The sequence below is a fragment of the Pseudomonas sp. TH15 genome, assembly GCF_016651105.1.
GTDB lineage: Bacteria > Pseudomonadota > Gammaproteobacteria > Pseudomonadales > Pseudomonadaceae > Aquipseudomonas.
On sequence record NZ_JAEKEL010000001.1, the window covers coordinates 1,601,623 to 1,627,121 of the forward strand.

A 25,499-nucleotide genomic window follows, 5' to 3' on the forward strand; every position below is an offset into this window, starting at 1 on the left:
CCAACCCATGAGTCGCAAACAGCAACTGCTCAAGCGTCACCGTCGCACCAAACGCCTCGGCCTGCTGATAGCGCTGGTGCTGTTGATTGTCGTTGGCATGCTGGTGGCCTGGTGGTTGCCGCTGGTGCTCGCGGTTTTGGGCTGGATCGCTCACGAGGCGTGGTTCGCCGACCATTTGTTCTATTCGCCGAAAGACGATTATCAGTACAGCTTCCCGCCCTACACCCAGCGGCCCAAGGTTCATCTGGTGGGCGAGCATTTGCGGCTGGACGAAGGCGTCATGCTGGTCGACGACGCCACGCTGGTGTTGGCGTTGCAGGTAAAAAGCACTTGGTTGGGCCGTTTTATCGACCCGGTGGTTGAGCTGGCTGGGGGCAACAACCCGGATCGGCAAACCTTCGAGCGTGGGGTGAATGGCCTGCGCTACCTGAACCTCACTGGTCAGGCGCACGTTCTATCCCAGGGCCAACTGCGCTTGCGCGGGCGCTTCTGCCGGATTTCTGGCGAGCCGGTGCTCTGGGCTTTTGAACAGCCGGATTATCACCGTCAGCGGGTGATGGTCATCGCGCCACACGCCGACGATGCCGAACTGGCGGCCTACGGTTTGTACAGCCAGGCCAATGAGGCCTGGATTGTCACCCTGACGGCTGGCGAGATCGAAGCCGAGCACTATCAGCAGTTTGGGCTGAACAAGGTCGAAGCGGCGCGTCTCAAGGGCCGTCTGCGCACCTGGGACAGCATCGCGGTACCGCGCTGGGCCGGAGTGCCAGAAGCGCATTGCGTGCAACTGGGTTATTTCTGTCTGCAACTGGCGGCCATGAAAGCGGCGCCGTCGCAGCCGATGGGGTCGCGAGAGGCGGAGTTGAATGACACCCGCCTGTTTCGCCAGTTGAACCCGTTTGCCTTGCCCGGTGATGCCGACGGTGCGCCGACCTGGAACAATTTGCTGGCCGACCTGCGCGAAGTGTTGCTGCGAGCACGCCCGGACGTCATCGTGCTGCCGCATCCGACCCTCGATCCGCATCCCGACCATATCTGCGCTCAAGAGGCGGTACTCGAAGCTTTGAAAGGCCTGGACTGGCAGCCAACCCTGCTCGGCTATGCCAATCATCTGCATGACAATGATCGCTGGCCGATGGGCGATGCCGGCCATGGCATCGCGCTGCCCCCGGCGTTCGATGCCGCCGCACCGATGCAGCCACTGAGCCTGCGACTGACGCTTGAGCAGCAGCGCGACAAGGCCATGGCGCTGGGCATGATGCATGACTTGCAGCCGCCAGCGCCGTTCAAGCGCCGTTTGCGCCGCGTGATCCAGCGTTTGCTGGCCGGTCGCAAACCGTCGGTGTACGGCGAAAACGAATTTTTCGAAAAGCGGTCAGGCGCCAGGAATTGCTTTGGCTGCTGAAGCCGGGTGAATCAGGCGTAAACCGGGGAGAGTTATGAGTCAACGGTCAAAGGTCCTGCAGCTGCAGCCTGACTACAACGTCAAAGCCCATGATTTTGCCGACCTTGCAGAGCAGATCGTCAAGGCGCTGCCAAGCGATCGCTATGAGGTCACCGCGGCGTTCCTGCGTGGCAAGCCCGGGCCTGGCGAGGCGGTGAGCCGTGCCGGCCGTTCGGTGTATTTCGAGTTTTCCGACAAGTCCCTCAAGGGTATGCGCTTGCGCGCAATGTGGCAGTTGTACAAGTTCTGCCGCGCTGAGAAGTTCGACGTGGTGATCTGCAACCGCTTCAAACCGGTGAATATGATGCTGACGCTCAACCGGTGGCTGAAAGTGCCGCTGTGCATCGGCATCTCCCACGGTTTCGGCGAGTACGATCGGTTCTACCGGCGTCGCCAAACCCAACGCCTGATCGATCGCCACTGGCGCTTCGTCGGCGTCTCGCCGGCGGTCAAACAGTACCTGCTGGACTGCGACTGCGGCTTTACCGACCCGAACACCTACGCCATTACCAACGCCATCGACATCGAGCAGGCCGAAGGCTTGCAACACAGCCGCGAGCGCGCTCGAGAGTTGTTGGGGATCGATCCGTCGGTACGGCTGATCGGCGCGCTGGGCCGTTTGGTGCCGGTCAAGGGGCACACCTACCTGTTGCAGGCTTTTGCTGCGCTCAAGGACAAATATCCGAACAGCCAACTGGCGATCATCGGTGCCGGCCGCGAAGAGTCGAAACTGGCGGCCGAGATCGAACGTCTTGGCCTGACTGGCCGTGCGCACCTGTTGGGCTTCAAGGAAATCGCCTTGCAGTACATTCGCGCGTTCGATATCTGGACCATGCCGTCCCTGGCCGAAGGCCTTGGTCTGGCGCTGCTCGAAGGCATGAGCGGGCACCTGCCGGTCATCGCCTCGAACGTGCCGGCGATGCTGCCTCTGATCGAGGGCGCCGGCGGTCTGACGATTACGCCAAAGGATGTGCCGAGCCTGATCGCGGCGCTGGATAACTACCTCGCCCTGTCGGACGACGACCTCAAGGCCAAGGGCGAACAGGCGTTTCGTTATCTGCAGAAAGAACACGACATCGAGGTGTTCCGTCAGGAGTACCTGAACCTGATCGACTCCGGCCTGGAACAGGCCCGCAAGGAACAAAAATGAACGACGCGCAGCCAATCGTTACCGTCATCATCGCGTCGTACAACCACGCTCCCTATATCGAGGAAAGCATCCTCAGTGTCCTCAATCAGACCTACTCGAACATCGAGTTGCTGGTGGTCGATGACGGCTCCAAGGACGACAGCGTCGAGCGCATCAAGGTGTTACAGGCACAGCACGGCTTCGATTTCCGTGTTCAGCAGAATCAGGGGCTGACCAACACGCTCAATGGTGCGATCGCTCGCTCAAAAGGCAGCCTGATCGTGCCGTTCGGTTCCGATGACATCATGTTGCCGGAGCGCATCGCGACCCAAGTTGCGTACATGGACGGCAAGCCCGAGGTTGGTATTTGTGCCGGCAACATCGAACTGATCGACGCCGACGGCAATCTGTACCCGGAGAAGCGCCAGCGCCGGGATGTGCCGTTTCGTCGTCTGGACTTCGATGACATGTTCCTGGAGCGCAAGCCCTACCCGCCGGCGCCGACCCTGATGATCCGCCGCGAGGCGCTGGACAAGGTGGGCGGGTTTGATCCGAATATCCGTCTGGAAGACCTGCTGATCGAGCTGAAGGTGACTCATGCCGGTTACTTCATCGACGGCCTGAATGTATTGATGGCGCGCTATCGCAAGCACGCCACCAACTCCTACAAGAACCATCGCTTCATGATCGACAACATCCTGCGCTCCTACGCGTTGTTCAACGATCATCCGCTGTACGACGAGGTACGCTACAAGTTCCTCAGTTCGATGTTCCTGAAAACCGCCAATCGCGATCGCAAACTGGCGCGGGAACTGCTGGCGCAGATCCCGCTCAAGGCCTGGAACAAGAAGACTTGGCGTGGGCTGGGGCGTTTGCTGTTTTCGCCGCTGGAAAAGGACTGAAGGCAACGCTCGCCGGGATCAGCGAGCGGCTTTCTCCGACAGGCTCTTTTCGCCTTTCTGGCGCTGACGCAGCCACTGCAGGACTTTCTTGCCAGCGGCGATCCCCGGCAGCTCGATGTACAGGAAGGTCGCGCTGCTGATGAGTATCAACAGGCACGTACACACAGCCACCAGAGGCAGATAGACCCACGTCTGTGTGGCGTCCAGATGCAGCATCAGCGGCAGACGCTGCACCAACAGCCAAAGTACGAAACCGTGCAGCAGGTAGGTGCTGTAGCTGATTTCTCCCAGCCAGCGAATGCTGCGTGGTTTTAGGGCGCCGAACAGCGTATTGCCTGACGCGACGATGACGAAAAACGACGAGAGCAGAAGCAGTGGCATCAAGCTGAACGCACGATCGAATGCGATGAACGCAATGATCAACGCCAGCAAGGCAATGATGCCGGCCAGTCGCGTTTGACTCCAGGCCACCAGATGCGGCCGGCGAACCCAGTACGCGGCACCGATGCCGCCGAGGAAGCTGGACAGAAAGTGCTTCTTGAGCGAGTGTTCCCAGCCAACCAACTGGTACAGGGCGTAAATGCCGATCAGGCATAGCACCACTTGCAGCCAGTTACCGCGATAGACGAACACCATGGCGGCCAGCGGCAGCGCCAGATAGAAGAACACCTCGTAACCCAGAGTCCAGGTGACGTTGGAGATCAGCATGCCGGTCTGGTGATACTGGTTGACGTCCGGTCGCTCGAAGGTCAACCAGGACAGAATCTGGCTGACGAGCTGCATGCCAGGCTCCTTCAGCTCCCAGTTCTGCAGATGGAATACCGAGATAAACACAATCAGCATGAGCGGCAAATACAACGGGTAGAGGCGAAACACCCGGGAGACCGCAAACGCCAGCCAGTCGTGTTCACGACCTTGGCTGAGTAACCGGCTCCAGAACAGAAAACCGGTGATCATGAAAAACAGCGCAACGCTGCCCTGGCCGAGCTGTGAATAGAAGTTGCTCGGTGGGAAATCAATCACGCCGGTGCGCAAGAAAATCCAGGTAATGATCGAGTGGTGAATGAACACACCAAAGGCCAGATAGCCACGCAGGCCGTCGATGCTGGCGTAACGACTTTCACCTGAATGTTGCAGGTGTCGGGCGATTTTCGGTACGGCCCGCAACAGCAATGCTGAGGTCGCGATGGCCAGCAAGTAGGCGACCAGCGCAATGAGGGGGTTAGTTTCGGTCATCAATGAGCCTTGGCCGAACTGCTGACGGCCAGCACTTGACGGTGCAGGTTACTTACGGCGGATTTTGACGCCGTCACGGCGTATCCCTGGAGCAGTGCTTCGAAATGATCCTCGAACAACCAGCGCCGGTCTACTGTGTAGCGTTGCATGTGCCGCAAATTGCGTTGGCGCAGCGACAGACTCAAGGATGACGGGTAGATGCGCATATCCGCCAGATCGATCAGGCCGAACTCGCCATCCTCCAGCACCAGTACGTTCCCCAGGTGCAGCGAGCGGAAGTACACGCCTTGTTCATGCAACAGCGCCATGAACTTGCCGAAACGCTCTACCAGTGCCTGACGCACCGCAGGAGCCGTTATCCCTTGCAAGACCTGCCGCAGGGTATTTCCCGACAACGGCGAGTACTGCACTGCACTGCTGCCGTCTTCGAGGCGATACAGGTTCAGGGTCTGTGGGGTGGGAATGCCCATATTGCGCAATTGTTCGCTGTTGACGGCAAAGCGTTCGGAGTAGGGGTTGAAGCTGCCCGAGGTGTACCAGCGACGACGACGAAACAGCTTGAGGAAGCTGCCGTCCGTCAGGCGCAGGACCTTGGGGCCCAGGCCATCTTCCTCGATCACTTGGGCGTTCGCGGTCAGTTGCTGCATCACAGTCGGTGTCAGCGTCTTGACTGGCCTGGCCAGTAAGCGTCGGGCGCGCTGGTTGATGCTCAGTGCGGCGATCAGCGCCAAAGGAATCCACAGCAGGAACCAGTGCTCCTTGGGTCTTGAGATGATCCCGCCGCCTTCTGTCAGGCCGGCACCGATGCCGAATATCAGCCAGGTCGAGGCGACGATAAACAGAGGTTGTACGCGATACCGCCAGCTACTGAACAGGGCCCATGCCTGAAAGAAAAGCCACGGTATAAACCCGAAAATGCCGACGTAATACAGCACGCCCAAGGCAAAGCTATGGGGCTCCTGCAAGGTGTAACCGATGCCGGCATCGATAGTGAGGCTAGCGTTGAAACCATGGCCGATCCATGGATGTTCGGCGATTCTTTGCAGTGCCAACTGCCAGATTTCGAAGCGATAGGAGTCGCCTCGTTGAGTGATCATCTGTAAAAACAACACGGCAACGGCGGTTCCGCTGACGAATAGCAAACTCAGCAGCACGACAGACCGTCGGTTCCAGCAGATAAAACTGAGCCATAGCGCCGCCAGCGTCAGGGCTACAAGTGGGGTTCTGGAGCCAGTGGCAATTACCGCAGCAAACATGATGACCATCGCCGGAAGGCTGAGCCAGAGCATCTGGCGACGCTTGCAGGTCATGCTCATGCTCAACCAGTAAGCGCAGAAGAAGCCGAAGACGTGGGAGCTGAGCAGCGGGTTGTCGAACGCGCCGCCACCGATCAGGCGCATGCCCGGCTGATAGATATGGGCAAACATGAACAGGTTGTAGACCGAAGCGATCAAACCGACCATTGCGGCACTGAACAGCAAGGGCTGGATGATTTCACTGCGGTGGCGCACCAACAAGTAGCACCCGGCAAACAGCAGCAGCGTATGAAGCACTGGCTTGAACTGGCTGGCGGCGCTTTCGTCATCCGGTGGCCCCCAGCCCAGGCTCAGCATGGCCCAGGCGGCGAACAGCAGCAGCGCAATGAAAACCGGCTCGCGCAGCAGCTCCTTGAGCTCCCGTGGACGCAGGCAAAGGGCAATCAGCGATGGAATGCTGAACAAACCGTAAAACAGTTTGTGGCTTATGTTGCGTCCCGGCAGAAAAAACAACGCGCACAGGAGCAAGAAATAGCCGAGTGGAAGAATCCACAGGCAAATGAAATCGAAGATTCGATTGGTCGTGCTATTGAAACCGCTGAGTTGCATGCTGAGAGATTCAATCCTGAAGTTGATCGGCCATTTTTGGGTGATGGCTATTTGATGCTGAATGCAGTGCCTAACAATAACAGCCTTTATGCGTTTGCCAGAACCCTGAAGAAGCTGTGCTAAAGTCAGCGTCCTTTTTATCGACAAACGCGTGATATGACCGACTCCAGTCTCTCCGCAAGCCCATCGAGCTTGAAAATCTACTTCCGTCTGCTCGGCTATGTACGGCCGTATATCAGTCTGTTCCTGATCAGCATTGTCGGCTTTCTGATTTTCGCTTCGACGCAGCCGATGCTCGGCTACATCCTCAAGTACTTCGTCGATGGCCTGTCCAATCCCGAGGCCGTGCTGTTCCCGACGGTGCCTTACCTGCGCGACCTGCAGCTGCTGCAGGCGGTGCCATTGCTGATCATTCTGATCGCGGCGTGGCAGGGTTTGGGCTCTTATCTGGGCAACTACTTTCTGGCCAAGGTTTCCCTCGGGCTGGTCCATGACCTGCGGGTGCAGTTGTTCAACAACCTGCTGGTTTTGCCTAATCGCTACTTCGACAAGCATAACTCGGGTCATCTGATTTCGCGTATCACCTTCAACGTGACCATGGTGACCGGGGCGGCCACAGATGCGATCAAGGTCGTAATCCGTGAAGGCATGACAGTGATCTTCCTGTTTGCCTCGCTGCTGTTCATGAACTGGCGCCTGACGCTGGTCATGGTCGCCATCCTGCCGCTGATTGCCGTCATGGTGCGCACCGCGAGCAAGAAATTCCGCAAACAAAGCAAGAAGATCCAGGCGGCCATGGGTGACGTGACCCATGTGTCCTCGGAAACGATCCAGGGTTACCGCGTGGTCCGCAGCTTCGGTGGCGAAGTCTACGAACAGAAGCGCTTCCTGGCAGCCAGCCAGGGCAACACCGACAAGCAACTGCGCATGACCCGCACCGGCGCGATCTACACGCCGCTGTTGCAGTTGGTGATTTACACCGCCATGGCGGTGTTGATGTTCCTGGTGCTGTACCTGCGCGGCGATGCGTCGGCCGGTGACATGATTGCCTACATCACCCTGGCCGGCCTGCTGCCCAAGCCGATCCGCCAGTTGTCCGAAGTCAGCTCGACCATCCAGAAAGGTGTGGCCGGTGCCGAGAGCATCTTCGAACAACTGGACGTTGAGCCAGAAGTCGATACCGGCACCATCGAGCGCGATGCGGTCAGCGGTCGCCTCGATGTGCGCAACTTGAGCTTCACCTACCCCGACACCGATCGCCAGGTACTCAACGACATCAGCTTTTCGGTCGAACCGGGGCAAATGGTGGCGCTGGTGGGGCGTTCGGGCAGTGGCAAATCGACCCTGGCCAACCTGATTCCTCGCTTCTATCACCACGACAAGGGCGAGATCCTGATCGATGGCGTCGAGGTGGAGCAGTACAAACTGCTGAACCTGCGCAAGCACATCTCCCAGGTGACCCAGCATGTGACGCTGTTCAGCGACACCGTGGCCAACAACATCGCTTATGGCGATCTGGCTGGCGCTCCCCGTGAAGACATCGAGAAAGCGGCGAAAGACGCTTACGCCATGGACTTCATCGCGCAATTGCCAGAAGGCCTGGACACTCAGGTTGGCGAGAACGGCGTGTTGCTGTCCGGTGGCCAGCGCCAGCGTCTGGCGATTGCCCGTGCCTTGCTGAAGAACGCGCCGCTGCTGATTCTCGACGAGGCCACTTCGGCCCTTGATACCGAATCGGAGCGGCACATTCAGGCGGCACTGGATCAGGTCATGAAAGGCCGGACCACGCTGGTGATCGCTCACCGTTTGTCGACCATCGAGAAGGCTGATCTGATTCTGGTCATGGATCAGGGCCGGATCGTCGAGCGCGGCACCCATGCCGAATTACTGGCGCAGAACGGTTATTACGCGCGCTTGAATGCCATGGGTCTTGATACTCCGGCAGAAGACATCGCCTGAACCCTTAACTGATCCTCCTGTGGGAGCGATCCTGCTCGCGATTGCAATTGCATAGCCGACACCCACGTCGGTTATGCAAAGCAATCTCGAGCAGGCTCGCTCCCACAGTTGTTTGTATCAGCCCTTGATTGTTTACCTGGCGGGAGCAATGTCGACATTGCGCTTGCTGATCGGCAGTCTGACTGCTCAAAAAACCAGCAGAAAGCCTAGCTGTTTCATCCTGTTGCAGCCGTCGCACAAGCCTGCGCCAACCCTGTGTTAATATCGCGCCCCTGTTCATTTTGTATGTGGGTTGCTCCATGAAGTTGTCCATGCCGCGATTCGATCAAGCCCCTGTCTTGGTGGTCGGCGATGTCATGCTCGACCGTTACTGGCATGGTGGTACCTCACGGATTTCCCCTGAGGCGCCGGTGCCGGTGGTCAAGGTCGAGCAAATCGAGGACCGCCCGGGCGGTGCCGCCAACGTTGCGCTCAACATCGCTGCCCTCGGCGCCCCGGCCTCGCTGGTCGGTGTGACCGGCGACGACGAAGCCGCCGACAGCCTGGCCAACAGCCTGCGTGGCGCTGGCGTGCGGGCGTTGTTCCAGCGCATCAAGCACCAGCCGACCATCGTCAAGTTGCGGGTCATGAGCCGTCACCAGCAACTGCTGCGTATCGACTTCGAAGAACCCTTTGCCACCGACGCCCTGGCGCTGGGCGAACAGGTCGACGAACTGCTCGAAGGCATCAAGGTGCTGGTGTTGTCCGACTACGGCAAAGGCGCGCTGAAAAACCATCAGGTGCTGATCCAGGCCGCCCGCGCCCGTGGCATTCCGGTGCTGGCCGATCCCAAGGGCAAGGATTTCTCGATCTACCGTGGTGCGAGCCTGATCACCCCGAACCTCAGCGAATTCGAAGCCATCGTCGGCGGTTGCGCCGATGAGCACGAATTGGTGAGCAAGGGCGCGACCTTGATGCACGACCTCGACCTCGGCGCCTTGCTGGTGACCCGTGGCGAACACGGTATGACGTTGCTGCGCCCGGATCACCCTGCGCTGCACCTGCCGGCACGTGCCCGTGAAGTGTTTGACGTGACCGGTGCCGGTGACACGGTGATTTCCACGCTGGCGGCCGCGATTGCCGCTGGCGAAGAACTGCCCCACGCGGTGGCCCTGGCCAACCTGGCGGCGGGCATTGTGGTCGGCAAGCTCGGTACGGCGTGCATCAGCGCACCGGAACTGCGTCGCGCCATCCAGCGTGAAGAAGGCTCCGAGCGCGGTGTGCTCGGTCTTGAGCAACTGTTGCTGGCGGTCGACGATGCGCGTGCGCATAACGAGCGGATCGTCTTCACCAACGGTTGCTTCGACATCCTGCATGCCGGCCACGTGACCTACCTCGAGCAGGCGCGGGCTCAGGGCGATCGTCTGATCGTCGCGGTCAACGACGACGCTTCGGTGAGTCGCTTGAAAGGGCCGGGTCGTCCGATCAACAGCGTTGACCGGCGCATGGCGGTACTGGCCGGTCTGGGCGCGGTGGATTGGGTCATCAGTTTCCCTGAAGGCACCCCGGAAAACCTGCTGCGCGAGGTCAAGCCGGACGTGTTGGTCAAGGGCGGGGACTACGGGATCGACCAAGTGGTCGGCGCGGACATCGTGACCGCTTATGGTGGGACGGTGAAAGTGTTGGGGTTGGTGGAAAACAGCTCAACTACCGCAATTGTCGAGAAGATCCGCAATAACTGATTGGGGCTGAGGGATTGTTGTGGCGAGGGGGCTTGCCCCCGTTCGGCTGCGAAGCAGTCGTAAAACCTGAAAGTGCGGTGTAACTGGCAGAATGCTGGGAGCTGCTGCGCAGCCCAACGGGGGCAAGCCCCCCCCCTCGCCACAACAAGCGTCATGACCGGTTAATTGCAACATCAAAAGATCGCAGCCTCCGGCAGCTCCTACAGGTGTACACATAACCCTGTAGGAGCTGCCGGAGGCTGCGATCTTTTACTTTCAGGAGCTGACTTTTTTACGCGGCACGATTTTCTTCAGCAGTTGCTTGGCCTTGCCACGCAACCGCGCCAACCCCGAATCTTTCCCCGGCGGGGCCAGTCCTTGCTGGCGCACCCAATCCTTCCAGCGAATCCGCTCATCGCGCACCAGCCAGCCTTCCTGTTGGGCAAAGCTCTCGGCCAGGTACAACCCGCGCGTACTCGCCGGGTATAGCTGATCCTTTTTCAATGTGTAGAGCTCGGCCATTGGCTGGCCATCCTGCAACGGCATCAAGTACAAATCCGGACGCTTGCGATCCAGTCGCGCCACCAGTTGATCACCTTCCAGTCGCTCGTCGACATGAAACAGACTCAGCGACTTGGCTTCCTTGGGCACGTCCAGACGCAAGTCATAGATCAATTGCAGGGACGCGGTCGGCAAATGCACGTAGGCCCTTGGCCGCTCGATCAGTTGCATGTTGGCACACCGCACCGGTCGCGCCGCGCCGGACAACGGGGTCAGTCGAAATGGCAGCGCTTCGCGATAATGCAGGGCGGTGGAATAGGGCGCCGGCAGCCAGGTGTCGTTGAAACGCCCGCTGAGCCAGCCTTCCGGGGTTTCCAGCAGGCACTCTTCGGCAATCTCCTGGATCGCCGTGTGCAGTGGCAGGTTCAGTTCATGGGCCGGCACGTAACCGGAAATCAGCTTGAGGACCACATCGCCACGGTCCTGCCGACGCTGACGCACCAGCACCCAATAATCGCGGCTTTGCCAATGCAGGGTCAGGCGCACCGAGACCCCCAGATTGGCCAGCTCAAGCGCAAAGCGCTCGGTGTCGGCGACTGCCACTGGGCGGCGGCGTTGCAGGGTCTGGGAGAAATTCAGCGGCATCCCGACGCTCTGATAGCTCAAGCCTTCGGGAGTCGCTTCGACGTACAACGGCAGGGTCTTGAAGTTGCTCGGGTTCTTTCTAATGAGCGTACGCGGCATGTCGGCTCCTGCTTAAGGCCGCGTGGGCGGCATCAGTTTCTACGAAGGACTTGGGCAACGGTCGCGACGTTGTGGGCGAGGTGCAGCGGATTGATGGTCCCGACAATAGCACTGGCAACACCCGGATGTTCAAACAACAACTCGAAGCTGGCGCGCACCGGGTCGACGCCGGGGCTCAGGCAGACGTGACCGCTGGCGAGGGCTTTTTTCACCAGGATGGCTTTGCCGTGAGCAGCAGCATAGTCAATGACGGCTTTTTCGTTTTGTTCGTTCAAATTGTAGGTGACCATGGCGCAATCACCTTGTTCCAGAGCCTTCAAGCCGCCTTCAACGGTTTTGCCGGAAAAACCGAAACCGCGAATCTTGCCTTCGGCCTTGAGCTCGGCGAGAGTCGCGTAGACCTCGCAGTCGTTGAGGATCGCAAGGTCGTTGCCGTCGGAGTGCACGAGCACCAGGTCGATAAAATCCGTTTCCAGGCGTTGCAGGCTGCGTTCCACCGAACGGCGTGTGTGAGCGGCGCTGAAATCGTGGCTCGACTGGCCGTCGGTAAACTCTTCGCCGACCTTGCTGACAATCACCCAGTCCTGACGCTGACCGCGCAGCAACGGGCCGAGGCGTTCTTCGCTGCGGCCATAGGCCGGGGCGGTGTCGATCAGGTTGATGCCCATGTCGCGGGCGAGTTTGAGCAGCATGCGCGCTTCGTCATCGTCCGGGATCTGGAAGCCGTTGGGGTATTTCACCCCTTGATCGCGACCGAGTTTGACGGTGCCCAGGCCTAACGGCGAAACCATCAGGCCGGTGCTGCCCAGCGGGCGATGCAGGTCGTGCAGGGTCGGTTGGCTCATGGCAGCAGTTGCTCCCACGCCGCAACACCCATCGGTGGTTTTGGCAGCTCGGGCAACGGCGCAGCAGGGCCGGGTTGAATGCCGTCGCGGTCAAGGCTGGCGATGACCCGGTCGGCGAAGTCCGGCGCCAGCGCCAGTTTGGTAGGCCAACCGACCAGCAGTCGACCTTGCTCGGCGAGGAAGGCTTTGTCCGGTCGGGTCAGGCCTGTTTGCAACGGCTCGGCGCGATCCACGCGTAAGGTGGCCCATTGCGTGGTGCTCAAGTCGATCCATGGCAGCAACTGGCCGAGTTCTTTCTGCGCCGTGGCGATTTGCTCGGCGGGTTCGCGGGCAACACCTTCGGCTTCGGCAATGTCCCCGCCCAGGTACCAGATCCATTGGCCATCAGCGGCCGGATGGGTGGTCACGGTGATGCGCGGTTTGGTGCCGCCGCCCAGGCAGTGGGCGTACAGCGGTTTGAGGCTCGGGCCTTTGGCGATGATCATATGCAACGGCCGGCGCTGCATGGCGGGCTGAGTCAGCCCCAGCGCTTCGAGCAGCGCAGCGGTCCCGGCACCGGCGCTAAGGACGATGCGCTGGGCGCGAATCTCGCGGCCGTCGACTTTCAGACCGACCAGAATTCCACCTTCCAGAAACGGTTCGATTGTCTGCCCGGCGAGCAAACCATCACCCGCCAGATCCGCCAGGCGCTGGATCAGGCTCGGGACGTCGACCACCAGTTCTGCCAGGCGATAAACCTTGCCCTTGAAGCGCTTGTCTTGCAGGGCTGGCGGCAGTTGGTCGCCCTTGACCTGATCGACCCGCCCGCGCACGGCTTTGCTGGCGAAGAAACTGGTGAGGTTGCCGGCAATCGTGCCGGGGGACCACAGGTAGTGGGCTTCGGACAACAGGCGCACGCCGGTCAGGTCCAGTTCGCCGTCACCGGCCAGCGCCTCACGCCAGCGGCGCGGCATGTCGGCGATGGCCTCCGAGGCGCCGGTCAAGGCGCCGTGCAACGCATATTTAGCGCCACCGTGGATGATGCCCTGGGACTTCACGCTTTGCCCGCCACCGAGGCTGGCACTTTCCACCAGCACGGTCGAAAAACCCTGACGGCGCAGGCGCGCATTCAGCCAAAGGCCGGCGACACCAGCGCCGACAATCAGAACGTCGGTGGAAATAACAGATGGCATGCGGCGACCTCAGTGTTCAAGACGAGGGCGCAGTATACAGACTCGAAGATTAGAGGTTTTGCTGGCGATCAATAGATGGCCAGACACCACCGCACCTGTGGCGAGGGAGCTTGCTCCCGCTGGGCTGCGTAGCAGCCCCAAACCCTGAGCATGCGGTCTTTCAGGCAGACCGCATTGTCTGGTTTTACGACTGCTTCGCAGCCGAGCGGGAGCAAGCTCCCTCGCCACAGGGGATTGATGCCGCAGGGATTGATGTGGGCAGTTAGTGCCCGGCGGTTTTGGAGAAAAGCTGGATCACCACAACGCCGAGCACAATCAACCCCATCCCCAGCATCGCCGGTACATCCAGCTTCTGCCCGTAGATAAACAGCGCTGCCACGCTGACCATCACAATTCCCATGCCGGCCCATACCGCGTAAGCGACGCCCACCGGAACACTGCGCACCACCAGGGTTAGCATCCAGAAAGCGATGCTGTAGCCGACGATCACCAGGATCAGTGGCAGGGGCGTGCTGAAGCCTTTGACCGCTTTCATCGAAACAGTGGCGATCACTTCGGCGCAGATGGCGATGGCCAGGTAGTAGTAAGCGGTCATGGGGTAATCCTCGTGTGAAGTGTTGCTTTCTGAGGTCGGCATTCTAGAGATTCTCCAGATGCGGTAAAGTCATTACCTATCTGCCGTGGAGATGGGTTTGGCCATGAACATGCAATGGAATCTTGAGCAACTGCGTTTGTTTGTCAGCGTAGCGGAACAGCGTTCGTTTTCCGCGGTGGCGCGGGATCAGCGCAAGGCGCAGTCGGCAGTCAGCAGTTCGATTGCGTTGCTGGAGGAGGATTTGGGCGTGAGCCTGTTCGACCGCAGCAGCGGCCGCCAGCCGAAGCTGACCGAGGCCGGCAGTGCCTTGCTGGAAGAGGCGCGGGAAGTGCTGCGCCAGTGCGAACGCCTGAACGGTCGGGCGTTGGCAATGATGCGTGGTCAGGAGGCGCGTCTGCGCGTGGCGCAGGATGAGGCGATGCCTTATCAGCCCATCATCGAAAGCTTCGAAGCCCTGGCCGAGCAATTCCCCAGCCTTGAAGTGCAACTGACCAGCGCCGCCCAGGGCGATGTCGCGCGCAAACTGGTGGAGCGTCGTGCCGATCTCGGCTTGCTGTTCTATCACGACCAGATCCCCGAAGCGCTGGAGCGTCGGGTGGTGGGTAGCGTCGAAATGGTCACGGTCTGTGGCATAGGACACCCGTTGGCGGCGGCAGCTGAAGTGGACTGCCAGCAACTGGCGCAGCATCGACAGTTGCTGATGTCTACGCAGTCCAGTGTCTATCCCGGCAGCGAGCCGGCGAGCCCGCAGGTCTGGCGTGCGGACAGTTTCTACGTGATGGCGGAATGGTTGGTGCGTGGTCTGGGTTGGGCCTGGTTACCGCGCCATGTGGTGCAATACCCGGCCTATCAGGATCTGATGGTCGAACTGGTCAGCGAATGGACCCCGCCGGCACTGGTGGTGGAACTGGTCTGGCGTCGTGACGAACCGCTCGGCCCGGCGGCGCGTTGGTTGGCCGAACGTTTTGCCGTGCACTTGCAGGCGATCGGCTTAAAAACCGATAAACTCCGCCGCCATGAATAGAACTCTCTACACCGCGCTGTTTTACCTGGGGCTGCCACTGGTAGCGATTCGGCTGTGGCTGCGCTCGCGCAAGGCGCCGGCGTATGCCAAACGCATTGGCGAGCGGTTCTCCTACGGGATGCCGGTGATGAAGCCGGGCGGCATTTGGGTGCACGCGGTGTCGGTGGGCGAAAGCATTGCCGCCGCGCCGATGATTCGCGCCTTGCTGCAACGTTATCCAGCGCTGCCGATCACCGTGACCTGCATGACCCCGACCGGTTCGGAGCGTATTCAGGCGTTGTTTGCCAATGAACCGCGCATCCAGCACTGCTATTTGCCGTACGACTTGCCGTGCGCAGCGGCGCGGTTCCTTGATCGGGTTCAGCCGACGCTGGCGGTGATCATGGAAACCGAGCTGTGGCCCAACCACATTCATCAATGCGCCAAGCGCGGGATTCCGGTGGCGCTGGCCAATGCGCGACTGTCCGAACGTTCGGCCAAAGGCTATGGGCGCTTTCATAAACTGACCGGGCCGATGCTGGCCGAGATGAGTCTGTTTGCGGTGCAGACCGAGGCTGAGGCCGAGCGCTTCCGCTCGCTCGGCGCGCGTCCGGAAACCGTCGAGGTAACCGGTTCGATCAAGTTTGACCTGACCATCGACCCGCAATTGCTCCTGCGCGCCACCGAGTTGCGTGGGCAATGGCAGGCGATGGAGCGTCCGGTGTGGATTGCCGCCAGCACCCACGAAGGTGAAGACGAAGTGGTGCTGGCTGCGCATCAACAGCTGCTGGCCAGTCATCCTGATGCGTTGCTGATTCTGGTGCCGCGGCACCCGGAGCGTTTCAATTCGGTGTTTGAACTGTGCAAGCAGCAGGGTTTTGCCACGGTGCGTCGTTCCAGTGGCGAGCCGGTCACAGCCGCTACTTCGGTGCTGCTGGGCGACACCATGGGCGAGTTGCTGTTTCTCTATGCCTTGGCTGACAGCGCTTTTGTCGGCGGCAGTCTGGTGCCCAATGGCGGGCATAACCTGCTGGAACCGGCGGCGCTGGCCAAGCCGGTTTTGAGTGGTCCGCACCTGTTCAACTTCCTCGAAATCGCCGCGCAGTTGCGCAGCGCTGGCGCGTTGGCCGAGGTCGATGATGCTGAAGGTTTGGCGTTGGCAGTGCAGCGGTTGTTCGAATTGCCGCGCGATGCGCAGCGGATGGCAGAAGCGGGATTGAAAGTGATGCGTACTAATCAGGGCGCGTTGCAGCGGTTGCTTGATGGGTTGGGAAGACTGATCAAATAGTCGCTTGGAACATTTATTGTGGCGAGGGGATTCATTTCAGATGGGTTGCGTAGCAGCCCCAAACCATTCAACGTGGTGATTCAGTCAGATCTGGAAAGCGGGGTTTACGACTGCTGCGCAGCCGGACGGGGATGAATCCCCTCGCCACGGGGGATTCATTTCAGAGTGTTTATGGGCGGGCCTTGAGTTGTTCCGCCGCAGCCTTCGCCAAATCCGGTGGCAGAAAGTCTTTGTCCGGATTGTAGTCAGCCTTGAGATAGCGCGACAAATCCTGCAAATCCCCCGGGTTTAACGTGCCCGCCGCCTGCTTCAAGCGCAGGTTGTCGAGGATGTAGTCGTAACGGGTGTTGTTGTAGTTACGTACCGAGGTGTACAGCTGACGCTGGGCATCGAGCACGTCGACGATGTTGCGCGTCCCCACCTGATAACCGATTTCGGTCGCTTCCACCGCGCTCTGGTTGGAGATGATCGACTGCTTGCGCGCCTGTACCTGCTCGACGTCGGTGTTCACCGCGCGGTGCAGGTTGCGGGTGTTTTCGACGATTTGCCTGCGTAGGCCTTCACGCTGTTGTTCGGACTGGTCGAGGCGTGAGGAAGACTCGCGCACCTGGGAGCTGGTCAGCCCGCCGCTGTAGATCGGAATGCTCAGTTGCAGGGCCAGCGTGCGTTGCTCGACGTTGCCGCCGTAAGGCGTACCGAAGGCACTCGGGTTGCCGAAGCCCAGCGCATCGTTGTCGCCTTTCTCGTACTTCGCCACGGCGTCCAGGGTCGGTGCGTGACCGGCCTTGCGCTGCTTGAGGGTTTGTTCGGCGGCGCTGACGGCGTAGTTGCTGGCCAACAGGTTGAGGTTCTGTCGGGCGGCGGTGTCGACCCAAGCCTTGGCGTCGTTCGGCGTCGGCGGCAGGATCGGCAAGGTGTGGACGATGCCCTGGATCGAGTTGTACTGACGGTTGGTCAGGGTGATCAGCGCTTCGAACGCATCATCCACCTGACGCTGGGCCAGGATTCGGTTGGCCCGCGCCGTGTCGTAACTGGCCTGGGATTGCAGCACGTCGGTCTTGTCCGACAGGCCCACATCAAAGCGCTCATTGGACTGGTCGAGCTGACGTTTGAACGCCGCTTCTTCAGCCTTGGTCGAGGCCAGGTTGTCCTGGCTGCGCAGCACGTTGAAGTAGTTTTCAGCGGTTTGCAGGATCAGGTTCTGCTCGGTCGCCGAGAGTTGCAGGGCAGCTTGCTCGTTGACGTCCTTGGCAGCCTGGAACTGGAACCAGCGATCGGCGCGGAACAGTGGCTGGGACAGGGTTGCCTGATACGAATGAGCGCTGCGGTTGGCAGTGGCCGCAGGCTGGTCGAGCTGGGTGCGCACATCGGCCACTTCAGCGCCGCCGGAGATGTTTGGCAGCAACCCGGCACGGGCCTGGGGCACGACTTCTTTCTGAGCGCCATACTGGGCGCGCGCGGCGGCCAGGTCGGCGTTGTTATCCACCGCTTCCTGGTAGACGCTGACCAGGTCGGTTTTGGTGGATAAGGGCGCTTCTGCTGCCCAGGCCATTCCATTGGACGCACAAGACACGGCAAGGGCCAGTGAGAGTTTGCGCAGCATTTAGCCATCCCTAAAATTACGCTGATAATTTGAGCGCCAAAGGTACGGCGCGGCGTCGTACAGCGTCAAGGCGCGGCACGGCGAAGCGAGTGTAGTTGCGCACACGTTTGGCAACAATCCTGTAATTACGCCATTCATCATGGTGTTTACCGCGGTGTTGGCGTTCTTTGCCAGTTGTGTCTAGACTGGCCGGGTTCTTGTCGGGGTGCCTTGCTATGAGGCTGAGATCGAATAATTTCGGATCCCGTTGAACCTGATCAGGTTAGCGCCTGCGTAGGGAACAAGATTTCTCGTCACCCGGCGAGTCCTCTTGTGCTTCGTCCGGGATGTTGTTCGACAATCGAACACCCTCGAGCACTGAGCACAGCACAGCTGGTATTCCAGCGCCCGTGCGTCCATTCGATTACAGGTTCGCTCCGACAATAAATCCACTGCCTGGATGTGTTCGGAGAGCCCGTGATGACGATAAAACCAAAAAATACGACGAACCTGAGTGACTCGGCCCAAGTCGATCAACAATCGGTTCAGCCGTTTACCCGCTCGCAAAAAATCTATGTCCAGGGTTCCCGCCCGGACATCCTCGTGCCGATGCGCGAAATCAGCCTCGACGTGACCCCGACCGACTTCGGCGGTGAGATCAACGCACCTGTCGTGGTGTACGACACCTCCGGCCCGTACACCGACCCCAACGTCATCATCGACGTGCGCAAAGGCCTGGGCGACATTCGTTCGCCGTGGATCGAGTCCCGTGGCGACACCGAGCGTCTGCCCGGCCTGAGCTCGAACTTCGGCCAGGAACGCCTCGCCGATGCCGAGTTGACCAAGCTGCGTTTCGCCCACGTGAACAACCCGCGCCGCGCCAAGGCCGGGGCCAACGTCAGCCAGATGCACTACGCCCGCAAAGGCATCATCACCGCCGAGATGGAATACGTCGCCATCCGCGAAAACATGAAGCTTGAAGTGGCCCGCGCCGCCGGGCTGCTGGACCAGCAACACGCCGGTCACAGCTTCGGTGCCAGCGTGCCGAAAATCATTACGCCAGAGTTCGTCCGTGACGAGATCGCCCGCGGTCGCGCGATCATTCCGGCCAACATCAACCACACCGAACTGGAACCGATGATCATCGGCCGTAACTTCCTGGTGAAGATCAACGGCAACATCGGCAACAGCGCACTGGGTTCGTCCATCGAAGAAGAAGTGGCGAAACTGACGTGGGGCATTCGCTGGGGTTCGGACACGGTCATGGACCTGTCCACCGGCAAGCACATTCACGAAACCCGCGAGTGGATCATCCGCAACTCGCCAGTGCCAATCGGCACCGTGCCGATCTACCAGGCCCTGGAAAAAGTCGGCGGCGCCGCCGAAGACCTGACCTGGGAGCTGTTCCGCGACACGCTGATCGAACAGGCCGAGCAGGGCGTCGATTACTTCACCATCCACGCCGGCGTACTGCTGCGCTACGTGCCGCTGACCGCCAAACGCGTGACCGGCATCGTTTCCCGCGGTGGTTCGATCATGGCCAAGTGGTGCCTGGCGCACCACAAAGAGAACTTCCTCTACACCCATTTCGAAGACATCTGCGAAATCATGAAGGCCTACGACGTCAGCTTCTCGCTGGGCGATGGCCTGCGTCCGGGCTCGATTGCCGACGCCAACGACGCCGCGCAATTCGGTGAGCTGGAAACCCTCGGCGAGCTGACCAAAATCGCCTGGAAGCACGACGTGCAATGCATGATCGAAGGCCCGGGCCACGTGCCGATGCAGTTGATCAAAGAGAACATGGACAAGCAGCTTGAGTGCTGCGACGAGGCGCCGTTCTACACCCTCGGCCCACTGACCACTGACATCGCGCCAGGCTACGACCACATCACTTCCGGTATCGGTGCGGCGATGATCGGCTGGTTTGGTTGCGCGATGCTTTGCTACGTCACGCCGAAGGAACACTTGGGCCTGCCGAACAAGGACGACGTGAAGACCGGGATCATTACTTACAAGATCGCCGCTCATGCCGCCGACCTTGCTAAGGGCCATCCGGGGGCGCAAATTCGTGACAACGCCTTGAGCAAGGCGCGTTTCGAATTCCGTTGGGAAGACCAGTTCAACCTCGGTCTCGATCCGGACACCGCGCGTTCGTATCACGATGAAACCCTGCCGAAGGATTCGGCCAAGGTCGCGCACTTCTGCTCCATGTGCGGGCCAAAATTCTGCTCGATGAAAATCACTCAGGAAGTCCGTGAGTACGCGGCCAACCAACGGATTGAAACCGTCGATGCCGAAGTCGCCCAGGGATTGGCGGACCAGGCAGAGCGGTTCAAGCAGGAAGGCAGTCAGCTTTACAAGAAGGTTTGATCCCGTATTGATCACCCTGTGGCGAGGGGGCTTGCCCCCGTTCGGCTGCGAAGCAGTCGCAAATCCGGCGATGAGTTCTGACTGACAGATCTCGGTTGTCTGTTTTGGGGTTGCTGCGCAATCCAACGGGGGCAAGCCCCCTCGCCACAAGGGATCTGTGGGTCAACACAACAACAAATGTCCCTCTGAGATAACACCCTTGAGCATTCAACCCAGCACTTATTCCCCTGATATCGCGGTGCCGACCGACAAACGTGTGTTCGGCGGCCGCGATCTGTTTTCCCTGTGGTTTTCCCTCGGCATCGGCCTGATGGTCTTGCAGACCGGTGCTTTGCTCGCGCCAGGTCTGGGACTGTCCGGCTCGCTGCTGGCGATCTTTCTCGGCACGTTGGTCGGCGTTTTGCTGCTGGCTGCGGTCGGCGTGATCGGCAGCGACACCGGCCTGTCGTCGATGGCCGCGCTCAAACTCAGCCTCGGCGTGAAAGGCGCGAGCCTGCCGGCGATGCTGAACCTGCTGCAACTGATCGGTTGGGGCTCGTTCGAAATCATCGTCATGCGCGATGCCGCCAGCCTGCTCGGCGCTCGCGCCTTTAGCGAAGGCAGTTTGCTGTCGAACCCTCTGCTCTGGACCCTGGTGTTCGGCGCACTCGCGACCTTGCTCGCGGTCAGCGGCCCGCTGACGTTCGTGCGCAAGATCCTGCGCAAGTGGGGCATCTGGTTGCTGCTGGCGGCATGCATCTGGCTGACCTGGAACCTGTTTGCCAAGGCCGATCTGGCGGCATTGTGGGCGCAGGCTGGTGACGGTTCGATGCCATTCGCCGTGGGTTTTGACATCGCCATCGCGATGCCGCTGTCCTGGCTGCCGCTGATTGCCGACTACTCGCGTTTCGGCAAGCGTGCGAAAAACGTCTTCGGCGGCACCGCGCTGGGCTTCTTTATCGGTAACTTCTGGTTGATGAGCCTCGGCGTGGCTTACACGTTGGCTTTCGCACCGAGCGGTGAAGTGAATGCCTTGCTGTTGGCGCTGGCCGGTGCTGGCCTGGGGATTCCGCTGCTGCTGATTCTGCTGGATGAGTCAGAAAACGCCTTTGCCGATATTCACTCGGCGGCGGTATCGAGCGGGATTCTGTTGCGCTTGAAAGTCGAACATCTGGCCTTGGCCATCGGCGTTATTTGCACGCTGATCGCTTGCCTGGCGCCATTGGCCCAGTACCAGAACTTCCTGTTGTTGATCGGTTCGGTGTTTGCGCCGCTGTTCGGCGTGGTGCTGGTGGATCACTTCATCCTGCGTAAACGCAGCAGCCAGGTGGCGTCAGCCGCGTTGCGCTGGCCGGCGTTGCTCGCCTGGCTGGGCGGCGTGAGCACTTATCATCTGCTGGCCAATCTCTATCCGGACATCGGCGCAACCCTGCCGTCGCTGGTACTGGCAGGGCTGCTGCAGCTTGTGCTCGGTCGAGCCTTCAGTTACGGCCGGGAAACAGCTCGGGCCTGAGAATACCGTTGAGGCGCGGGTAAGGGATCTTCAGTTCAGTGTGGCCCAGGGCGTACGGCGCAATGGTGCTCACGTTGTACTTGAGGATCACCGCGCCGTAGGTCAGTGCCACGAGTGGGGTTTTCACAAACGGCCAGCTCTTGACGAACTCGGGTTCCTGATCGAGCTTGGTGCTGATCAGCCAGCTGTTGTGCGCCACTTGCGCAGCTTTCCAGAATGCATCTTCCTGCCCCGGCAACAACATATCCGACAGGGTCAGCACCTTGTGCTGCTGGCGCGAGTAGTTGATGAAAGCGCGGCCCGGCGTGCCATGTTCGTCGCCGGTGTCCAGGTAACTGGACAATTCAACGATCACCAAGCCGTCATGCTGCTCACGTACCTTGGCTTGCAAGTAGATGCTGGTGTGCGGATCGGCGGTGCGCAAAAACTGTTCGCGGTAGGCGGCCAGGGTCGGTGCAACCGGGGCGCCGGGCGTAGTTTGGGTCAATTGCAGCAGGCGTTTTTCGACGATGGCGTCCAACTGTGGCTCCGCAGAAAAATGCACCGTATCGATGTTCGCCAACGGGCATTCAGGCGTGGAGCAACCTGGCTTCAAGGTTTCCGAGGCATCGCGGGTCGAGTCCAGCGGTGTCCGGTAGTTGGGTTGGAACAGGCTCTGGCAGGCGCCCAACGTCAGGGCGATGGCGGCCACGGAGGCGATTTTAAAAAGCGACATGGGCGTCCTTCATAAAACAGGGAAAGGCGAAAAGTTACCGCTTCGACTGTCAACGAAGCAGTCAGTTCGCCACTAAGCTAATTAGAGTTGGTTTCGCCCTCACCGTCTATCCCGATGACGGTAAAGGGGCTGCATCAAACGTCGCGAGCGCGTTAGGATGGCGCGAAGTCGAGGTTGGAACCTCGTAACGGAAGCAGTAAACGAGGATTGTCATGACTGATTTTGCCAACGCCATTCCAACCACCGTTGATATCGTTCAGCGCGAAAGATGCTACGAGGGCTTCTACAAACTCGATCGTCTGCATTTGCGCCACGAATTGTTCGCCGGTGGCATGAGTCGCGAGATCAATCGTGAAGTGTTCGTTCGCCACGATGCAGTCTGCGTGCTGCCTTACGATCCGCAGCGCGACGAAGTGGTGCTGATCGAGCAGTTTCGGGTCGGCGCCATGGGCAAGACCGACAACCCGTGGCTGATCGAGCTGGTCGCTGGTCTGATCGACAAAGACGAAGTGCCGGAAGAAGTTGCTCACCGTGAAGCGCAGGAGGAAGCTGGGCTTGTGTTCGGGGCGCTTTGGCCGATGACCAAATATTTTCCATCGCCGGGCGGCAGCAACGAATTCGTGCACTTGTTCCTCGGGCGTTGTGAAACAAACGGAGTAGGGGGGCTGCATGGACTGGCAGAAGAAGCGGAAGATATCCGTGTCACGGTCTGGGCCTTCGAAGATGCCCTGCAGGCCGTACGCGATGGACGAATTGCCAACGCGGCCAGCATCATTGCTTTGCAATGGCTTGCTTTGAACCGCGCTGAAGTGAGGGGGTTATGGTCGTAAACAAGCTGCGCGATCGCTATCGGGTGGACCTCGTGGGGCTGCAAGCCTCCTGCGAGGCAAACTACGCGCGTTTGATGCGACTGTTGCCGGACATGCGCAGCGAGCCTGAGGCGCGGCGCATTGCCGTGACTCAGGGCGATCAGATGCTCGGTGTTCTGGCGCTGGAAGTGCTGCAAGTCTGTCCGTACACCACGACGTTGCAAGTGCGCCAGGAACACAGCCTGCCGTGGCTGCCGGTGCCGCAACTGGAAGTTCAGGTCTACCACGATGCGTGCATGGCCGAGGTCGTCAGCGCCGAACATGCAAGACGCTTCCGGGGCATCTATCCTTACCCGAACGCCGCGATGCATCAGCCAGATGAAAAGGCGCAGCTCAATTTGTTCCTGGGGGAATGGCTGAGTCACTGTCTGGCGTGTGGGCACGAGTACGCCGTCGTTCGATAGATGTGAACTGCGTCCGGTTCAGCGGTTTCCTCTTTTGATCTTCCCCCAGCATAATTGCGGCCTATATTTAATCCCGCGATCACGCCCAGGGAGAACGCCTTGCCGAGCGTATCCACATTGACCACCGCCGATTCGGCGTTGCTGGTACAGCTGTCCGACAGTCACCTGTTTGCCGAGGCGGACGGCACGCTGCTGGGCATGAACACGCGCGACAGCCTGCAAAAGGTCATTGATCTGGTCCGGCTGCAACAGCCGCAGATCGATTTGATCATTGCCAGTGGCGACATTTCCCAGGACGGGACGCTGGAGTCGTATCAGCAGTTTCGCCAGATGAGCGCGCAGATCGATGCGCCGGCGCGGTGGATTCCTGGCAATCATGATGAACCGATGATCATGGCTGAGGCGGCGGTGCAGAGTTCGCTGCTGGAGCCGGTTGTGGACGTTGGCAATTGGCGGGTGACATTGCTGGATTCGGCGGTGCCGGGTTCGGTGCCGGGGTATTTGCAGGATGAGCAGTTGCAGTTGTTGGCGCGTTCATTGAGTGAGGCGCCGGAGCGGCATCATCTGGTGTGTTTCCATCATCATCCGGTGTCGATTGGTTGTGCCTGGATGGAGCCGATCGGGTTGCGTAATCCTGAGGCTTTGTTTGCGGTGCTGGACCGGTTTCCTCAGGTGCGTGCGGTTTTGTGGGGGCATGTGCATCAAGAGATCGACCAGATGCGCGATGGTGTGCGGCTGATCGCTTCGCCTTCGACGTGTATTCAGTTTGAGCCGGGGAGTGAGGATTTTAAGGTGGGGGAGCAGGCGCCGGGGTATCGGTGGTTGCGGCTTTTGCCTGATGGCCAGCTGGAAACCGGCGTCGAGCGCGTCACCGACTTCGCCTTCACTATCGATTACGGCTCCAACGGTTATTGAATACCGCGTCGCGGCCTTCGCGAGCAGGCTCGCTCCCACATTGGAATGCGAACACCTGTGGGAGCGAGCCTGCTCGCGAAGGCGTCCTTACAAACACCCACGAATTCCCTGACTCCCTGTAAACTGCGCCTCTTTACCCGACGCTCAGGGAGTTCAAATGTCCGGTTCGATCCTTTATATCCACGGTTTCAACAGCGCGCCTTCGTCAAAAAAGGCGACACAGTTGATGGAAGTGATGGACCGTCTGGGCTTGAGCGATCAGTTGCAGGTCCCGGCCTTGCATCACCACCCGCGCGAGGCCATCGGTCAGCTAAACCGGGCGATTGAAGCGCTGGGGCGGCCACTGCTGGTCGGCAGCTCACTCGGCGGCTACTATGCCACTCACTTGGCCGAGCACCATGGCCTCAAGGCCCTGCTGATCAACCCTGCCGTTAGTCCGCACCGGATGTTTGACGGGTATCTGGGGACGCAGAAAAACTTGTATACCGATGAAGCCTGGGAATTGACCCACGACCATGTGACGGCCCTGGCCGAGCTGGAAGTGCCGGCGCCCCAGGATCCGCAGCGCTATCAGGTGTGGTTGCAGACCGGCGACGAAACGCTGGACTACCGCCTCGCCCAGCAGTATTACCGAGCCTGTGCCTTGCGCATCCAGGCCGGCGGCGACCATAGTTTCCAGGGCTTTGCCGAACAATTGCCGGCCATGTTGAGTTTTGCCGGTATCGGCGCAGATTTGTATCAGGCGATCGATTTCACCGCTCTATAAAAA

General features: G+C 60.0%; 21 protein-coding genes, 1 pseudogene and 1 riboswitch. Of the genes and pseudogenes, 14 read left to right on the top strand and 8 right to left on the bottom strand.

From position 1 onward, the window contains the following. Positions 1-7 precede the first annotated feature (7 nt). The 3 genes and pseudogenes from JFT87_RS07230 (at position 8) to JFT87_RS07240 (ending at position 3,475) form a co-directional block, all read left to right on the top strand. Positions 8-1,443 (top strand): annotated as a pseudogene (locus tag JFT87_RS07230) (PIG-L family deacetylase). After that, positions 1,440-2,594: a glycosyltransferase family 4 protein gene (locus JFT87_RS07235; protein WP_201200047.1), complete on the top strand. Its 1,155-nt coding sequence runs from the start codon at positions 1,440-1,442 to the stop codon at positions 2,592-2,594. Before JFT87_RS07230 ends, JFT87_RS07235 begins: the two are co-directional and overlap by 4 nt. After that, positions 2,591-3,475: a glycosyltransferase gene (locus JFT87_RS07240; RefSeq protein ID WP_201200048.1), complete on the top strand. Its 885-nt coding sequence runs from the start codon at positions 2,591-2,593 to the stop codon at positions 3,473-3,475. The genes JFT87_RS07235 and JFT87_RS07240 overlap by 4 nt, the downstream gene beginning before the upstream one ends. Before the next feature lie 18 nt (positions 3,476-3,493). Here the strand turns inward: JFT87_RS07240 and JFT87_RS07245 are convergent, their stop codons facing one another. Next, positions 3,494-4,711 carry an acyltransferase family protein gene (locus JFT87_RS07245; RefSeq protein WP_201200051.1) on the bottom strand — a complete coding sequence of 406 codons (1,218 nt, stop codon included), beginning with the start codon at positions 4,709-4,711 and terminating at the stop codon, positions 3,494-3,496. After that, positions 4,711-6,432: an O-antigen ligase family protein gene (locus JFT87_RS07250; protein ID WP_322270365.1), complete on the bottom strand. Its 1,722-nt coding sequence runs from the start codon at positions 6,430-6,432 to the stop codon at positions 4,711-4,713. Before JFT87_RS07250 ends, JFT87_RS07245 begins: the two co-directional genes overlap by 1 nt. Before the next feature lie 15 nt (positions 6,433-6,447). Between JFT87_RS07250 and JFT87_RS28655 the strand changes: the two genes are divergently transcribed. From JFT87_RS28655 to hldE, 3 genes are all read left to right on the top strand, one after another. Beyond that, complete coding sequence (locus JFT87_RS28655) at positions 6,448-6,699, top strand: hypothetical protein (protein ID WP_322270367.1); 252 nt, start codon at positions 6,448-6,450, stop codon at positions 6,697-6,699. Between the two features lie 33 nt (positions 6,700-6,732). Beyond that, on the top strand, positions 6,733-8,535 hold the full coding sequence (msbA, locus tag JFT87_RS07255) for a lipid A export permease/ATP-binding protein MsbA (RefSeq protein WP_201200055.1): 1,803 nt from the start codon (positions 6,733-6,735) through the stop codon (positions 8,533-8,535). Positions 8,536-8,834: 299 nt separating this feature from the next. Beyond that, the gene (gene hldE / locus JFT87_RS07260; RefSeq protein WP_201200057.1) at positions 8,835-10,256 is read left to right on the top strand and encodes a bifunctional D-glycero-beta-D-manno-heptose-7-phosphate kinase/D-glycero-beta-D-manno-heptose 1-phosphate adenylyltransferase HldE; all 1,422 of its coding nucleotides are present in this window, start codon (positions 8,835-8,837) and stop codon (positions 10,254-10,256) included. 255 nt (positions 10,257-10,511) lie between these two features. Here hldE and JFT87_RS07265 read toward each other — a convergent pair whose 3' ends face one another. From JFT87_RS07265 to JFT87_RS07280, 4 genes are all read right to left on the bottom strand, one after another. Further along, positions 10,512-11,480, bottom strand: coding sequence for a metal ABC transporter ATPase (locus JFT87_RS07265; RefSeq protein WP_201200059.1), 969 nt, complete (start codon positions 11,478-11,480; stop codon positions 10,512-10,514). 32 nt (positions 11,481-11,512) lie between these two features. After that, positions 11,513-12,325, bottom strand: coding sequence for an aldo/keto reductase (locus tag JFT87_RS07270; protein WP_201200061.1), 813 nt, complete (start codon positions 12,323-12,325; stop codon positions 11,513-11,515). Then, positions 12,322-13,497: an NAD(P)/FAD-dependent oxidoreductase gene (locus tag JFT87_RS07275; RefSeq protein WP_201200063.1), complete on the bottom strand. Its 1,176-nt coding sequence runs from the start codon at positions 13,495-13,497 to the stop codon at positions 12,322-12,324. The genes JFT87_RS07270 and JFT87_RS07275 overlap by 4 nt, the downstream gene beginning before the upstream one ends. 262 nt (positions 13,498-13,759) lie before the next feature. Continuing rightward, positions 13,760-14,092 carry a DMT family transporter gene (locus tag JFT87_RS07280; protein ID WP_201189584.1) on the bottom strand — a complete coding sequence of 111 codons (333 nt, stop codon included), beginning with the start codon at positions 14,090-14,092 and terminating at the stop codon, positions 13,760-13,762. Between the two features lie 103 nt (positions 14,093-14,195). Between JFT87_RS07280 and JFT87_RS07285 the strand changes: the two genes are divergently transcribed. Both JFT87_RS07285 and waaA read left to right on the top strand, forming a co-directional pair. Then, the gene (locus JFT87_RS07285; protein ID WP_201200065.1) at positions 14,196-15,116 is read left to right on the top strand and encodes a LysR family transcriptional regulator; all 921 of its coding nucleotides are present in this window, start codon (positions 14,196-14,198) and stop codon (positions 15,114-15,116) included. Beyond that, on the top strand, positions 15,109-16,383 hold the full coding sequence (gene waaA, locus JFT87_RS07290) for a lipid IV(A) 3-deoxy-D-manno-octulosonic acid transferase (protein WP_201200067.1): 1,275 nt from the start codon (positions 15,109-15,111) through the stop codon (positions 16,381-16,383). The genes JFT87_RS07285 and waaA overlap by 8 nt, the downstream gene beginning before the upstream one ends. A gap of 169 nt (positions 16,384-16,552) precedes the next feature. Here the strand turns inward: waaA and JFT87_RS07295 are convergent, their stop codons facing one another. Further along, on the bottom strand, positions 16,553-17,986 hold the full coding sequence (locus tag JFT87_RS07295) for a TolC family outer membrane protein (RefSeq protein WP_201200069.1): 1,434 nt from the start codon (positions 17,984-17,986) through the stop codon (positions 16,553-16,555). 191 nt (positions 17,987-18,177) lie between these two features. Continuing rightward, a riboswitch (TPP riboswitch) is annotated at positions 18,178-18,283 on the top strand. Between the two features lie 162 nt (positions 18,284-18,445). On the opposite strand from JFT87_RS07295, the gene thiC reads away from it, so the two are divergent. After that, positions 18,446-20,335 carry a phosphomethylpyrimidine synthase ThiC gene (gene thiC, locus JFT87_RS07300; protein WP_201200070.1) on the top strand — a complete coding sequence of 630 codons (1,890 nt, stop codon included), beginning with the start codon at positions 18,446-18,448 and terminating at the stop codon, positions 20,333-20,335. Positions 20,336-20,534: 199 nt separating this feature from the next. Further along, on the top strand, positions 20,535-21,827 hold the full coding sequence (gene cytX / locus JFT87_RS07305; protein ID WP_201200071.1) for a putative hydroxymethylpyrimidine transporter CytX: 1,293 nt from the start codon (positions 20,535-20,537) through the stop codon (positions 21,825-21,827). Here cytX and JFT87_RS07310 read toward each other — a convergent pair. Next, entirely contained in the window at positions 21,796-22,542 is a 747-nt protein-coding gene (locus tag JFT87_RS07310; protein ID WP_201200072.1) for an RsiV family protein, read from the bottom strand. The genes cytX and JFT87_RS07310 overlap by 32 nt on opposite strands. A gap of 212 nt (positions 22,543-22,754) precedes the next feature. Here JFT87_RS07310 and JFT87_RS07315 point away from each other — a divergent pair, with 212 nt between their 5' ends. The 4 genes from JFT87_RS07315 to JFT87_RS07330 all read left to right on the top strand — a co-directional run bounded on the left by JFT87_RS07315 (position 22,755) and on the right by JFT87_RS07330 (position 25,496). After that, complete coding sequence (locus tag JFT87_RS07315) at positions 22,755-23,372, top strand: NUDIX domain-containing protein (protein WP_201200073.1); 618 nt, start codon at positions 22,755-22,757, stop codon at positions 23,370-23,372. Next, a complete protein-coding gene (locus JFT87_RS07320; RefSeq protein ID WP_123510868.1) occupies positions 23,363-23,815 on the top strand; it encodes a DUF1249 domain-containing protein in 453 nt (150 codons plus the stop codon). Before JFT87_RS07315 ends, JFT87_RS07320 begins: the two co-directional genes overlap by 10 nt. A 99-nt stretch (positions 23,816-23,914) precedes the next feature. Further along, a complete protein-coding gene (gene cpdA, locus JFT87_RS07325; protein WP_201200074.1) occupies positions 23,915-24,730 on the top strand; it encodes a 3',5'-cyclic-AMP phosphodiesterase in 816 nt (271 codons plus the stop codon). Between the two features lie 157 nt (positions 24,731-24,887). Beyond that, on the top strand, positions 24,888-25,496 hold the full coding sequence (locus JFT87_RS07330) for a YqiA/YcfP family alpha/beta fold hydrolase (RefSeq protein ID WP_201200075.1): 609 nt from the start codon (positions 24,888-24,890) through the stop codon (positions 25,494-25,496). The last annotated feature ends 3 nt before the right edge of the window (positions 25,497-25,499 follow it).

What these genes read in the sequence shown, in the direction of transcription:
- JFT87_RS07235 (WP_201200047.1), top strand. Translation starts at nt 1,440, where the DNA reads ATGAGTCAACGGTCAAAGGTCCTGCAGCTGCAGCCTGACTACAACGTC.
- JFT87_RS07240 (WP_201200048.1), top strand. Translation starts at nt 2,591, where the DNA reads ATGAACGACGCGCAGCCAATCGTTACCGTCATCATCGCGTCGTACAAC.
- JFT87_RS07245 (WP_201200051.1), bottom strand. Translation starts at nt 4,711, where the DNA reads ATGACCGAAACTAACCCCCTCATTGCGCTGGTCGCCTACTTGCTGGCC.
- msbA (WP_201200055.1), top strand. Translation starts at nt 6,733, where the DNA reads ATGACCGACTCCAGTCTCTCCGCAAGCCCATCGAGCTTGAAAATCTAC.
- hldE (WP_201200057.1), top strand. Translation starts at nt 8,835, where the DNA reads ATGAAGTTGTCCATGCCGCGATTCGATCAAGCCCCTGTCTTGGTGGTC.
- JFT87_RS07265 (WP_201200059.1), bottom strand. Translation starts at nt 11,480, where the DNA reads ATGCCGCGTACGCTCATTAGAAAGAACCCGAGCAACTTCAAGACCCTG.
- JFT87_RS07270 (WP_201200061.1), bottom strand. Translation starts at nt 12,325, where the DNA reads ATGAGCCAACCGACCCTGCACGACCTGCATCGCCCGCTGGGCAGCACC.
- JFT87_RS07275 (WP_201200063.1), bottom strand. Translation starts at nt 13,497, where the DNA reads ATGCCATCTGTTATTTCCACCGACGTTCTGATTGTCGGCGCTGGTGTC.
- JFT87_RS07280 (WP_201189584.1), bottom strand. Translation starts at nt 14,092, where the DNA reads ATGACCGCTTACTACTACCTGGCCATCGCCATCTGCGCCGAAGTGATC.
- JFT87_RS07285 (WP_201200065.1), top strand. Translation starts at nt 14,196, where the DNA reads ATGAACATGCAATGGAATCTTGAGCAACTGCGTTTGTTTGTCAGCGTA.
- waaA (WP_201200067.1), top strand. Translation starts at nt 15,109, where the DNA reads ATGAATAGAACTCTCTACACCGCGCTGTTTTACCTGGGGCTGCCACTG.
- JFT87_RS07295 (WP_201200069.1), bottom strand. Translation starts at nt 17,986, where the DNA reads ATGCTGCGCAAACTCTCACTGGCCCTTGCCGTGTCTTGTGCGTCCAAT.
- thiC (WP_201200070.1), top strand. Translation starts at nt 18,446, where the DNA reads ATGACGATAAAACCAAAAAATACGACGAACCTGAGTGACTCGGCCCAA.
- JFT87_RS07310 (WP_201200072.1), bottom strand. Translation starts at nt 22,542, where the DNA reads ATGTCGCTTTTTAAAATCGCCTCCGTGGCCGCCATCGCCCTGACGTTG.
- JFT87_RS07315 (WP_201200073.1), top strand. Translation starts at nt 22,755, where the DNA reads ATGACTGATTTTGCCAACGCCATTCCAACCACCGTTGATATCGTTCAG.
- JFT87_RS07320 (WP_123510868.1), top strand. Translation starts at nt 23,363, where the DNA reads ATGGTCGTAAACAAGCTGCGCGATCGCTATCGGGTGGACCTCGTGGGG.
- JFT87_RS07330 (WP_201200075.1), top strand. Translation starts at nt 24,888, where the DNA reads ATGTCCGGTTCGATCCTTTATATCCACGGTTTCAACAGCGCGCCTTCG.